The organism is Mesorhizobium sp. M0968 (assembly GCF_040319065.1).
Taxonomy (GTDB): Bacteria; Pseudomonadota; Alphaproteobacteria; order Rhizobiales; family Rhizobiaceae; genus Mesorhizobium.
The window spans coordinates 1-12,116 of sequence record NZ_JAMYNL010000007.1 but is presented as its reverse complement, the minus strand read 5'-3'; the positions used below and the strand labels follow the sequence as shown (position 1 = coordinate 12,116).

At 63.4% G+C, this 12,116-nt stretch carries 9 protein-coding genes and 1 pseudogene; all 10 read left to right on the top strand.

Going from position 1 to position 12,116, the window contains the following annotated elements:
- Positions 1–17 precede the first annotated feature (17 nt).
- The 10 genes and pseudogenes from NKH67_RS14380 to NKH67_RS14335 all read left to right on the top strand — a co-directional run bounded on the left by NKH67_RS14380 (position 18) and on the right by NKH67_RS14335 (position 11,838).
- Positions 18–1,199 carry an aldose 1-epimerase family protein gene (locus tag NKH67_RS14380; protein ID WP_352503653.1) on the top strand — a complete coding sequence of 394 codons (1,182 nt, stop codon included), beginning with the start codon at positions 18–20 and terminating at the stop codon, positions 1,197–1,199.
- A 91-nt stretch (positions 1,200–1,290) separates the two neighbouring features.
- On the top strand, positions 1,291–2,379 hold the full coding sequence (locus NKH67_RS14375) for a fatty acid desaturase family protein (RefSeq protein WP_352503654.1): 1,089 nt from the start codon (positions 1,291–1,293) through the stop codon (positions 2,377–2,379).
- A 44-nt stretch (positions 2,380–2,423) separates the two neighbouring features.
- Positions 2,424–2,738: a MocE family 2Fe-2S type ferredoxin gene (locus NKH67_RS14370; protein WP_023675786.1), complete on the top strand. Its 315-nt coding sequence runs from the start codon at positions 2,424–2,426 to the stop codon at positions 2,736–2,738.
- Between the two features lie 37 nt (positions 2,739–2,775).
- Positions 2,776–3,576: a 3-methyl-2-oxobutanoate hydroxymethyltransferase gene (locus NKH67_RS14365; protein WP_352503655.1), complete on the top strand. Its 801-nt coding sequence runs from the start codon at positions 2,776–2,778 to the stop codon at positions 3,574–3,576.
- A 226-nt stretch (positions 3,577–3,802) separates the two neighbouring features.
- Positions 3,803–4,585 (top strand): annotated as a pseudogene (locus NKH67_RS14360) (MFS transporter); the annotation flags it as partial.
- 298 nt (positions 4,586–4,883) lie between these two features.
- The gene (locus NKH67_RS14355) at positions 4,884–5,870 is read left to right on the top strand and encodes an ABC transporter permease (protein ID WP_352503656.1); all 987 of its coding nucleotides are present in this window, start codon (positions 4,884–4,886) and stop codon (positions 5,868–5,870) included.
- Between the two features lie 57 nt (positions 5,871–5,927).
- Positions 5,928–6,953: a sugar ABC transporter substrate-binding protein gene (locus NKH67_RS14350; RefSeq protein ID WP_352503657.1), complete on the top strand. Its 1,026-nt coding sequence runs from the start codon at positions 5,928–5,930 to the stop codon at positions 6,951–6,953.
- A 210-nt stretch (positions 6,954–7,163) separates the two neighbouring features.
- Positions 7,164–9,287, top strand: a complete 2,124-nt coding sequence (locus tag NKH67_RS14345; RefSeq protein WP_352503658.1) for an ABC transporter permease — start codon at positions 7,164–7,166, stop codon at positions 9,285–9,287.
- Positions 9,284–10,342 carry an SMP-30/gluconolactonase/LRE family protein gene (locus tag NKH67_RS14340; RefSeq protein WP_352503659.1) on the top strand — a complete coding sequence of 353 codons (1,059 nt, stop codon included), beginning with the start codon at positions 9,284–9,286 and terminating at the stop codon, positions 10,340–10,342. The genes NKH67_RS14345 and NKH67_RS14340 overlap by 4 nt, the downstream gene beginning before the upstream one ends.
- A complete protein-coding gene (locus NKH67_RS14335; protein ID WP_352503660.1) occupies positions 10,342–11,838 on the top strand; it encodes a sugar ABC transporter ATP-binding protein in 1,497 nt (498 codons plus the stop codon). Before NKH67_RS14340 ends, NKH67_RS14335 begins: the two co-directional genes overlap by 1 nt.
- The last annotated feature ends 278 nt before the right edge of the window (positions 11,839–12,116 follow it).

Below are 12,116 nucleotides of genomic sequence, written 5' to 3'. Positions count from 1 at the left end.
AAAGAACTGGCCGTCACATGGTAGAGCTTTACGGCAAAACGCTGTCGCGCCGGCAGGTCTCGGAACGCTCGGGCATGCTGTCGCAGTTCGCCGGCGTGCGGCTGATGACGCTTGGCGACGGCGTCGAGCGCGGCATCCGCATGCTCGAATTCCGCACCGGCTCCGGCCTGCGCTTCACCGCGCTGGTCGACCGGGCGCTCGATATCGCCGATTGCGACTTCAGGGGCCAGGCGATCGGCTGGCATTCGCCGAGCGGCTTTCGCCATCCCGGCCTGCACGAATACGAAGGCGAGGAGGGGCTGGCCTGGGCGCGGTCGTTTTCCGGCCTTCTGCTGACCTGCGGCCTCGACCATATATTGTTCATGAACGAGGTACCCGCCGACACCTACAACTACCCGCCGAAGAAGACGGTACGCCATTCGCTGCACGGCCGTGTTAGCACCATTCCGGCGCGGCTGACCGGCTATGGCGAGACCTGGGACGGCGACCGCTGCGTGTTGTGGGCCGAAGGCATCGTCCAGCAATCGACTGTATTCGGCGAGGATCTGCACCTGCTGCGGCGGATCGAGGCCGATGTCGGCGGCAACGAGATCCGGCTTTCGGACCGTGTCGTCAATCACGGTTTCAACCGTACGCCGCATATGTATTTCTACCACATCAATGTCAGTCATCCGGTGCTCGACGAGGGATCGCGCTACCTGGCGCCGATCCGCGACGTCGTCTGGGCCGGGCATGCCGGCGAGCGCTATGAAGCGCAGAAGGTCGGCTACCGCACGGTGCCGGCGCCGCAACCGGGATTCAAGGAACAGGTCTGGCAGCATGAACTCGGCGCCGACAGCACCGGCGAAGTCCCGGTGGCGGTGGTCAACGACAGGCTCGGCCTCGGCTTCGAGGTGGTCACGCGCAAGGACCAGTTGCCTTGCGCCTATCAATGGCAGAATTTCCAGGCCGGGCAGTACGCGCTGGGCATCGAGCCGTCGACGCATCATGTGCTGGGCAATCTGGCGGCGCGCGAACGCGGCGAGATGATCTGGCTGGAGCATGGCGAGAGCCGCTCCTACGATGCGGCGTTCCGGGTCCTCGACGGCGCCGGCGAGATCGCCGCCGCCGAAAGCCGGATCGCTGCAATCGCCAGGCAGCCGCAGCAGGATTATCCGCAGCCGTCGGGCCGTTTTCCTGTTCTTGGAGGCAGGTCGTGATAATGGCGAAGACGACACGGGACACCAGTTGGGAGGCTGGTTCCGGCCGGAGCGGGGAGGGTTCGCGGCCGATCGGGAATTGGAGGTCACAATGGCTGGCACGGTAAAGCGCGATTACAGCCTGGTCGGCGAAAGCACGCGCAGGGCGATCGAGACGGGACTGGCCTCGGCGGAGTGGTACCACACGGATGTCCCCCGCAAGGCGATCAAGGAGTTGATGCAGCGCTCAGACGGTCCGGCGATCCGCGACACGATCATCTGGATCGTCGCCATCCTCGGCTCCGCCGCCGGCGCCATCTATTTCTGGGGTACCTGGTGGTGCGTGCCGTTCTTCTTCGTCTACGGCGTGCTCTACGGCTCGTCCAGCGACTCGCGCTGGCACGAATGCGGCCATGGCACTGCCTTCCGCACGCGCTGGATGAACGATGTCGTCTACCAGATCGCCAGCTTCATGCTGATGCGCAACCCGGTGACCTGGCGCTGGAGCCATGCCCGCCACCACACCGATACCATCATCGTCGGCCGCGACGCCGAGATCGCCGTGATGCGCCCGCCGGACCTTTTGCGTGCGGCGCTGGCTTTCACCGGCATCCTCGATTTTCGCTATTCGCTTCCGGCACTGGTACGCCAGGCGTTCGGCAAGCTGACGCCCGACGAGAAAAGCTACGTTCCCGAGATGGAACAGCACAAGGCTGTCATCGCGGCGCGCTGGCATATTGCCATCTACATCGCCACGATAGCACTCGCCCTCTACCTGCAGTCGTGGGTGCCGGTGGTGCTTATCGGCGTGCCGCGCCTTTACGGCACCTGGCACATGGTGATGACCGGCCTGCTGCAGCACATCGGTCTGGCCGACAACGTCGTCGATCACCGGCTCAACACCCGTACCGTGTACATGAACCCGATCAGCCGGTTCATCTACTGGAACATGAACTACCACGTCGAGCACCACATGTTTCCGATGGTGCCCTATCACGCGCTGCCCAGGCTGCATGAACTGATCAAGCACGATCTGCCGGAGCCGAACCCGTCGATATGGCATGCCTATCGCGAGGTCTGGCCTGTCCTGCTCAGGCAGCTCAAATACGAGGATTATTTCCTCAAGCGCGAACTGCCGCCAACCGCACGGCCCTATCGTGGCGAATTCCACGAAGTGAACATGTCGGCAGCGGCTGAGTAGGTACTGCGCACAAGCGCAACGCAGAAATTTCAGGAGAGATAGAGATGGCCGATTGGGTCGAAGCGTGCGCCGTGGACGATGTCGAAGAGGAAGATGTCATCCGCTTCGACCATGGCGGCCGCACCTTCGCGATCTACCGTTCGCCGGACGATGAATTCTTCGCCACCGATGGGTTTTGTACGCATGAGAAGGCGCATCTGGCCGATGGGCTTGTGATGGACGACATCATCGAATGCCCCAAGCACAATGGCCGCTTCAATTATAAGACCGGGCAGGCGAAGGGCGCTCCCGTTTGCGTCAATCTCGCGACCTATCCAGTCAAGGTCGAAGCTGGCAAGGTGATGATCCAGATCGCCTGACCGGCCTTCTGTCACGTAGCAAAGGGGACCAAAATCCATGAGCCGGAAAAGACCGACCGTCGCAGATCTGCGTGCCATGAAGGGCAAGCGGCAGCTGACGATGCTGCGCGTGCTGACGATGGACGAGGCCGAGGCCGCCGAACGCGCCGGCGTCGATATCGTCTCGGTGCCGCCGGAGCTGGTACTCAATCCGCAATACCGCGATGCGGCACCCAGCCTGTTCACCATGCCGGGCGAGAATTTCTTCGAAATCGGCACCGCCGATGATTTCGTCCGCTGGGCGTTCCGGCTCTACAAGGCCAGCGCCGATGCGGTCTATTGCAGCGCCGGGTACGCCACCATCAAGCGGATGGCCGACGATGCCATTCCGGTGATCGGCCATGTCGGCCTCATCCCGTCACGCGCCACCTGGACGGGCGGCTTCAAGGCTGTCGGCAAGACCGCCGATACCGCCATGCAGGTGTTCGAGGCGGTGAAGCAACTGGAGGCCGCCGGCGCGATCGGCGCCGAGATCGAGGTGGTGCCGGTCGAGGTGGCCAAGGCGATTTCGGAACGCACGTCGCTGATCATGCTGTCGATGGGAGCGGGCACCGGCTGTGACGCGCAGTATCTGTTCGCCGACGACATCCTCGGCCAGAACCGTGGCCACATGCCGCGCCATTCCAAGGTCTATCGCAATTTCGCCGCCGAATACGATCGCCTGCAGGCCGAACGAATCGCTGCCTTCTCCGAATATGTCGCCGATGTGAACAGCCTGGCCTATCCCGAAGACAGGCACGTCGTGCACATGGACCCGGAGCAGCTCAGCCTGTTCCTGGAGAAGATCGAAGCCGCATAAGACGCCCCGGCAGCGGCACGAAGCGTCATCGCGGATCGTAAAAGGCCGGTTCGGCGCCAGCGCCGGGTCATCGCATGGCCGGCTGCGATGCCACACGAAAGTTTGTTGAACCAGGTCTGGACGGCACCGGCCAGATACTGTTGAAACCGGTGGGTCATCGGTTTGCCGGATAATTGTGCGGTTGCCGATGGAGCGGGTGAAAATTCCCCTTCGGACAGTTCTGTGCATGACCGCCATTCCCGAAAACAAAGCCTTGCCCGAAACCGCGCCGGCGGCGCGGCAAGCCCGGCGGGTGGCGCTGATCGTCGCCGTCGCCTTCTTCATGCAGCTTCTGGATTCGACCATCATCTCGACGTCGCTGCCGCAGATGGGAGAATCCTTCGGCGTGCCGGCGGTGGCGATGAGCATCGGCATCACCGTCTATATGCTGACCATGGCGGTGTTCGTGCCGCTGTCCGGCTGGGTTGCCGACCGTTTTGGCGCGCGCAACATCTTCCTCGTGGCGATCGCCCTGTTCACATTGGCCTCGCTCGTTTGCGGCATCTCACAGAACTTGGCCGAGTTCGTCGCCGCACGCGCGGTTCAGGGCCTGGGCAGCGCGCTGATGACGCCGGTCGGCCGCATCCTGGTATTGCGCAACGCGCCGAAATCCGAGCTTCTCAACGCCACGGCGCTGATCACCTGGCCGGCGCTGTTTGCGCCGGTGGTCGGGCCGGTGCTTGGCGGCTTCATCACCACTTATCTCTCCTGGCACTGGAATTTCTTCATCAACATCCCGCTTGGCGTTGCCGGTTTGGCACTGGTCGCCCGCTTCATTCCCGGCGACCGCGAAGCCGGAGCCAAGCCGCTCGACTGGCCGGGCTTCCTGCTGACCTCGGTGGGGCTCGCCGCGATGCTCTATGGCCTCGAGCGCATCGCGCATCCGCAAGAGGGTGTGTTGCCGACCGTGGCACTGCTCGGCACGGGCATTTTGGTCGGCTGGCTGGCGGTGCGGCATCTGCAACGCGCCAACCAATTGCGGATTTGACGCAGGAATCCAGCGGCAATCGCGGACATAAATTATGCCTGCTTCGCTCGTTCCGGAGCAAACCTTTGCCGGCGGTCCGATCGGCGCGATCAATTGCAAAACAGCTTGAGTTCCCGGCATTGCGCCAGCCTCGCCAATCGGTTTGTCCAACTGCGGAATTTCCTCGCAAGCCGGCCTGCAATGCGCGGATTCATTTGACGAATTGGTCTTGAGCCGATTAGCTTTCGTTTCGATGGCCGCAGAGGGAGCAGGGCGTAGCCATCGCGGGTGAAAGCGGGCAATGAACGCGACCGGCTGGCTAAACTGGAGAAGCCTGAACCAGGAGGGCATTGTCTTTGCCATCGCGGTTGTGCTGTTCATTGCCGCCGCCATCGGACTGCCTGGGTTTATCAACTCGAACAATCTCGTTGCCATCGTGCGCTCGGTCTCGGTGCTGGGAATATTGGCGCTCGGCATGGCGGTCGTCATTATCGGCAGAGGCATCGACCTGTCGGCGGTGGCGATCATGGCGATGTCGGTCGCCTGGTATCTGCAACTGCTGAATTCGGGAACATCCGACGGGCTGGCCTTCGCCTATGTGCTCGCCGGTGTTCTCGCCATCGGGCTGTTGAACGGACTCCTGGTCGCCTACGCCGAGGTCCCGGCGATCTTCGTGACGCTGGCGACCGCGTCCTTCGTCTTCGGCTATGTGCGTTCACAGTTGATCACGCAGGACGCCGTGCCGGTGCCGCCCGGCCATTGGGTCGAGCTTCTGGGCGGGCTGCGTTTCCTCGACATCCCGGTCGAGGTGTTTGTCTTCGCCGGGCTGGCTTTCGCCTTCTTCCTGTTCCTGCGCTACACCAAATGGGGCCGCTACGTCTATTTCGCCGGTGACAACCCGGTCGCGGCGCGCAATATCGGCATTCCAGTGCGCCCGATGCTGGTGCTGCGCTACGTGCTGTCGGCCCTGGTCTCGCTGGTGGCTGGCCTGCTCACCGCCGCCAGCCTGCATTCAATCAACACCCGCATCGTCAATTCCACGCTGCTCTACGACATCGTGCTGGTGGCGGTGATCGGCGGCATCGGTCTGTCGGGCGGGCGGGGCGGGGTGCGCAACGTGCTGGTGGGTGCCGCGCTGATCGGCATCCTGCTCAATGCCATGACCATCATCGACATTCCGCTGCTCTATCAGAACCTGATCAAGGCCGCGATCCTGCTGGCGGCGATCATCGTCGATGGGTTCATCAATCCGCGCGACGAGCAGACCGCGCAGCAAGGCGACATTTAGACTGACGCGAACGGTTGGGGCCGGCCGCGAACGACATACCAAACCAGAGGATGTGACATGAAAATCATCAGGACATTTATGGCTGCCGCGGCAGCGCTTGCCATCTCCGCCTTCGTGGCGCCGGGCTTCGCTGCAGAAGATCCGGGTCCGGCCGCCTATTCGCAAGCGCTCAAGGGCAAGCGTGTGATGCTGGTGCCGATGGCGATGGGCTTCGACCTGGCACAGGGCTGGGCGCATTACCTGAAGACGGAGGTCGAGGCCTGGGGTGGCGTGTTCGAGACGCGTGACCCGAACTGGGTGGTCGATGCCGGCGCGCAGGCGATAACCGACGCAATCTCGTCGGACGCCAGGCCGGACGTGCTGATCATCCATTCGCCGGACCTCAATTCCTATGCCAAGCTGATGAAGAAGGCGCAGGCGGCCGGCACCTATGTGCTTTTGGTCGACAATCCGGCGAACTTCCCGGCCGATGCCTTTGTCGGCAGCGACTGGGATCGCCTCGGCCAGCTGGAAGCCGAAGCGGCGATCAAGGGTTGTGGGCCGAACTCCTCCAAGAAGATCGGGCTGGTGCAGGGCGACCAGGCCAACTCATCGAGCCTCTACCAGTATGCCGGCATCATGAAGGTGCTGGACAAGAACCCCGACTTCAAGGTCGTGGCCAAGCCGGACTCCAACTGGGATGCGACGACCTCGCGCAACGTGACGACGACGATGCTGCAGCAGAACCCCGACATCTGCGCCATCATCGATTTCTGGGACGGCGACGCGACCGGCGCATCGGCTGCGATCCGCGATGCCAAGCTCGAGGGCAAAGTCTTTCTGGTCACCACCGGCGGTGGCGAAAAGACCGCCGACTGCGACAAGCTGCAGGACGGCACTTATGGCGCGGTGGTGATGACCGATCTTGCCCGCCAGTCGGGCGACATGAACGCCGTCATAAAATTCCTGTTGCAGAGCGGCCAGCCGGCCGGCACCTCGCACACCTACATCTACACGCTGGAGAAGGCGACGACCAAGGCCGACCTCAAGCCGGACAGCTGCTGGGACTTGAAAGCACTGCAAGCCCAAGCTGCGGCCAAGTAGGCCGGCTTTCCTGAGCTTGGCGCTGCCCCTCATCCGCCTGCCGGCACCTTCTCCCCGTATAGTGACGGGGAGAAGGGATACGCTCCAACGCTGGCGACCCCCTCTCCCCGTCTCTACACGGGGAGAGGGTAAGGGCGAGGGGCAGCGCAAACCTGAGGCGATTGTTCTGCCCGGCCCCTTTTTCCCTTTCCTCTCGAATAGCAGCAACCGATGTCTTTTCGCGAACGCCTCCAGTCCTGGCGCTACAATCTCGTGCCCGACCATCTCGTCGGCGAGATATTGAGCAAACGCTGGACCGACAACGCCATTCCGTTCCTGGCGCTGGTGGCGACGCTCGGCGTGTTCGGTTCGATCATTCCCGGCTTCTTCAAGCCGATGTCGCTGCAGGAATCGACCCGCCAGCTCGGCGAGTTCTCGCTGGTCGTCACCGGCATGACGGTGGTCATGCTTGGCGGCGGCATCGACCTTTCGGTCGGCTCGATCTTCGCGCTGTCCTGCTTTTCCGCCGTCTTCGTCTTCTTCATCCTCGAACAATCGGTGTGGCTGGCGCTGGCCGCCTCGATCGCCACCGGCCTGCTGTTCGGCGCGATCAACGGTTACCTGATCGGCTATTTCAGGCTGCGCGCTTTCCTGACGACACTGGTCACCTTCATCTTCGGGCGGGCGCTGTTCGACATACTGGTCACCACCTATGCGGCCGACGTCCAGCTTTCCGATGCCACATCGGATGTGCTGGACTTCATCGGCGACGATACCTTCTGGGGCCTGTCGGTCGCGGTGTGGGCGGCGATTATCCTGGCGATTATTACGCATGTCGCGCTGACGCGCTCGCGGCCCGGCTGGCATGTGCAGGCGGTAGGCGGGTCGCGGCGCTCGGCCCACAATGCCGGCATCCGCGTGCGCCGCACCGTGTTCATGACTTATGTGTTCTCCGGCTTCTGCGCCTCGCTCGGCGGCTTCCTCATCGCTTGCCGGCTGAGCGGGGCAGGGCCGGGCACAGGCCTCAACCTCGAGGTCATGGCGCTGACAGCGGCGGTCGTCGGCGGCGTCAGCCTGGGCGGCGGCCGCGGTTCGGTGATCAAGGGGCTGATGGGCGCGATCATCGTGCTGACGATGACCAACGGGCTGATCCGGCTGGGCTATGGCACCGGCACCAACCAGATGGTGCTGGGCATCATGCTGGCCGTCGCCGTCACCATCGACATTCGCTGGCTGAAGAACCGCCACAAGGTTCTGGACGAGGTCTATGTCGCACCGGTCTACCTGAAGATGGGGGCAACGCAGTCGGCGGCACCGGGTTCGGGCACCCCTTACGAACTCGACAACCGATTGTCGGAGGCCGACCATATCGGGCTCGGCGAGCTGGAAGGGCCGGAAGACGTCATCCTCGACCGCGACGACCATCTCTATTGCGGCACTAGGCATGGCGAGATCGTCCGCTTCTTCGCGCCGGACTACAAACGCTCGGAGGTCTTTGCCCATATTGGCGGCTTTCCGCTCGGCCTGGCCTTCGACAAGACAGGCAATCTGATCAGCTGCGTTGGCGCGATGGGGCTTTATTCGGTCTCGCCGCAGCGCGAGGTGAAGCGGCTTTCGGCGGAAACGTCGCGCTCCTGGACTTCGATCGTCGACGATGCGCGGCTGCGCGACCCCAATGATTGCGACATCGCGCCGGACGGCCGCATCTACTTCACCGATTCCACCAAGCGCTATGACGCGCACGACTGGGCGCTGGATTCGATCGAGAACCGCGCCACCGGGCGGCTGCTTGTCTATGATCCGAAGGACGGTTCGACCAAGACATTGCTCGACGGCTACCGTTACACCAACGGCGTCTGCATGGCGCATGACGGCAAGTCGCTGTTCTTCGCCGAGAGCTGGGCCTGCCGCGTGCACCGCTACTGGCTGGAAGGGCCGAAGGCGGGCGTTGCCGAATGCGTCATCCGCGACATGCCTGGCTACCCCGACAACATCAACCGTGCCTCCGACGGCAATTACTGGATGGCCTGGCTCGGCATGCGCACGCCGAGCTTCGACCTGTCGCTGCGCCATCCCGACATGCGCAAGCGCATGACGCGCCGGCTGCCGCAGGACGAATGGCTGTTCCCCAACATCAACACCGGCGGTGTGGTAAAATTCAACGAGAAGGGCGGCATCGTCGAGGCGATGGGCGACCTGTCGGGCGCCGCGCATCCGATGGTGACTTCGATGCGCGAGCACAAGGGTTTTCTGTTCGTCGGCGGCATCCTCAACAACCGCATCGGCCGCTACAGGATTGCCGGCGCCGACCCGAACTGGACCAGCCCCGCTTCCTACTGGGGTGCCAAGCCATGATGCTGGACCCGATCCTCGACATCTTCCGCGGCAAGGCGGTTACGATCCCGCCGCTTGACGGTGCCTTCAGGCCGAACACGCTGCTGGACGATGTTGCGGCCTTCGCCGAACTGCTAGAGCCCGATAATCTGCTGGTCGCCGACGGCCGGCTGCTGGTTTCCAGCGGCAATGCCATCTACACGGTCGCCGCCGGTGACGCGCCTGTTCTGGTCGAGACATTTCCGGCCGCCGTCATCGCGCTCGCGCGCTCGCCCGCCGGCGAACTGACGGTCGGGCTCGAAAGCGGCAGGCTGCTGATTGCAGGCAAGGAGGCCGCCCTGCCGGCCGAGATCCGCTGCATAACGGCACTCGCATACGCAGAAGATGGCACGCTTTGGCTGGCCAATGGCTCGGCCGAACACGCGCCGTCGCAATGGGCCGCCGATCTGATGAAGAAGGGTGCGTCGGGTTCGCTGTGGAAGCGCGATCCGGCAGGCAGCGAATTCCACAAGCTCGTCGGCGACATCGCCTTTCCCTATGGGCTGCATCCTGCCGGCAAGGATGTGCTGGTCAGCGAGAGCTGGCGGCACCAACTTGTCCGCTTCGACAGCGCGACAGGCAGCCGCTCGACCACGCTGGCGCATCTGCCCGGCTATCCCGCGCGGCTATCGCCCGCCGCCGATGGCGGTGCTTGGCTGGCGCTGTTTGCGCCCCGCAACCGTCTGATCGAATTCGTGCTGCAGGAAACGCACTATCGGAACGACATGCTGGCGCAAGTGTCGCCGCAACACTGGATCGCGCCGGCACTCGCCTCCAACCGCAGCTTCCTCGAGCCGCTGCAATGCGGCGGCATCCGCACCATGGGCATCCACAAGCCGTGGTCGCCGAGCCGCTCCTACGGGCTGGTGGTCAGGCTCGATCGGGAGATGCGGCCGCAATTCAGCCTGCACAGCCGCGCCAACGGCACGCGCCACGGCATCTGCAGCGTGGCGGAGACAGACGGTCGCCTGTTCATTGCCTCGAAAGGCGGCGATTGCCTGCTGGCCATCGATCTGACTTCAGGAGGGCATCGCTGATGGAGCCGATCGTCCGCCTGGAGAACGTGACCAAGACCTATCGCGGTGTTCCCGCAGTGAAGAATGTCAGCTTCGAGCTGCGCAAGGGCGAGATCCACGCGCTGCTCGGCGAGAATGGTGCTGGAAAATCGACGCTGACCAAGATCATCGCCGGCGTTGTCGACGCGACATCGGGAACGATGTTCCACAAGGGTCAGGAGATCGCCTACGCCTCGCCGCATGCGGCACTTGAAGCCGGCATCGCCATGGTGTTCCAGGAAACCAGCCTGGTGCCGTCGATGACGGTGGCGCAGAACCTCTACCTCGGCACGGAGCGCTTTCTCAACCGGCTGCGCGGCACCTATATCTCGGCGCAGCAGTTCCTGCAGTCGCTGAATTTTCCCGTCGACCCCAATGCCATGGTGGCGACGCTGGGCGCCGCCAAGCGGCAGATGGTCGAGATCGCGCGCGCCGTCCACCACAATGCCGAGATCATCATCTTCGACGAGCCGACGGCGACGCTGACGCCAGAGGAAAAGCGGCACTTCTTCGCGCTGATCCGCCGGCTTAAGGCAAGGGGCGTGTCGATCGTCTTCATCAGCCATGCGCTCGAGGAGGCGCTTGATATCGCCGACCGCATCACCATCCTGCGCGACGGCGAGCTGGTGATCACCGACGATACCGCCGCCTTCGATCGCGACAGGATCGTCGCGGCGATGGTCGGGCGCACGCTGTCGGGGCAGCTCTACAGCCAGCGCGACGAGACCAGGCTGCGCAAGGCCGGCAAGAAGGTGCTGTCGGTGCAGGACATCTCGATGAGCAATGTCGTGCGCAACAATTCCTTCTCGATCTTCGAGGGCCAGATCACCGGCGTGTTCGGGCTGATCGGCTCGGGCCGCACCGAGACATTCAAGATCGTCTCCGGCATCTACAAGCGCGATTTCCTGCGCGGCGGCACCATCGAGCTGGACGACCGGCCGGTGCGCTATCTCGTGCCGAGCGAGGCGGTGGCGGACGGCATCGTCTATGTCACCGAAGATCGCAAGAGCGAGGGGATTTTCGAGACGATGGACGTCGCCGAGAACCTGTTCGGCGGCTTTTTGGCGGCGGGGCGGGAAAAGAGCTGGGTAATCAACGCGCAGGAGATGCGGGCGCTGTCTGCCGAATGGACCAGGACGCTGAACGTCAAGGCGATCAACGATAATGCGCGCGTGATCGAGCTTTCCGGAGGCAACCAGCAGAAGGTGGTGATCGGCAAGGGGCTGGTGCAAAAGCCGCGCATCGTCATCTTCGACGAGCCGACGCGCGGCGTCGATGTCGGCGCCATCGCCGAGATCCACCAGATCATCAACCGGCTGGCCGACGAGGGCCTGGCCGTCGTCGTCATCTCGTCCTACCTGCCGGAGATCATGAACCTGTCCGACCGCATCCTGGTCTGCCGGCAAGGCCGCATCGTCGAGGAGTTCTCGCCGGTGGAAGCGACGGAGGAGAAGATCATGTACGCGGCGGTTCACTAGGTTCCCTGGGCGCGGAAGGTTGACATTTGGACGGTTTTGCGCGGGCGGATCGTACACTTTGGAGATCGGCCGAGGCGCCCGTCGTTTCGTCATCCTGGGGCAAGCAAGGAGCGAAGCGACGCGGCGCAGATCCCAGGATCCATGCCGCTACATCAGAGCGCTGCAGCGGTGCAGAATTCTGTTTCGCTGCACCCTTCGGCTTAGGTCACGGCATGATGGGGTGGACGGCGCCCGACGGCATCGGATGTGCCAGAATGAGTTCGTTGAGATCTCAAACA

What these genes read in the sequence shown, in the direction of transcription:
- NKH67_RS14380 (WP_352503653.1), top strand. Translation starts at nt 18, where the DNA reads ATGGTAGAGCTTTACGGCAAAACGCTGTCGCGCCGGCAGGTCTCGGAA.
- NKH67_RS14375 (WP_352503654.1), top strand. Translation starts at nt 1,291, where the DNA reads ATGGCTGGCACGGTAAAGCGCGATTACAGCCTGGTCGGCGAAAGCACG.
- NKH67_RS14370 (WP_023675786.1), top strand. Translation starts at nt 2,424, where the DNA reads ATGGCCGATTGGGTCGAAGCGTGCGCCGTGGACGATGTCGAAGAGGAA.
- NKH67_RS14365 (WP_352503655.1), top strand. Translation starts at nt 2,776, where the DNA reads ATGAGCCGGAAAAGACCGACCGTCGCAGATCTGCGTGCCATGAAGGGC.
- NKH67_RS14355 (WP_352503656.1), top strand. Translation starts at nt 4,884, where the DNA reads ATGAACGCGACCGGCTGGCTAAACTGGAGAAGCCTGAACCAGGAGGGC.
- NKH67_RS14350 (WP_352503657.1), top strand. Translation starts at nt 5,928, where the DNA reads ATGAAAATCATCAGGACATTTATGGCTGCCGCGGCAGCGCTTGCCATC.
- NKH67_RS14345 (WP_352503658.1), top strand. Translation starts at nt 7,164, where the DNA reads ATGTCTTTTCGCGAACGCCTCCAGTCCTGGCGCTACAATCTCGTGCCC.
- NKH67_RS14340 (WP_352503659.1), top strand. Translation starts at nt 9,284, where the DNA reads ATGATGCTGGACCCGATCCTCGACATCTTCCGCGGCAAGGCGGTTACG.
- NKH67_RS14335 (WP_352503660.1), top strand. Translation starts at nt 10,342, where the DNA reads ATGGAGCCGATCGTCCGCCTGGAGAACGTGACCAAGACCTATCGCGGT.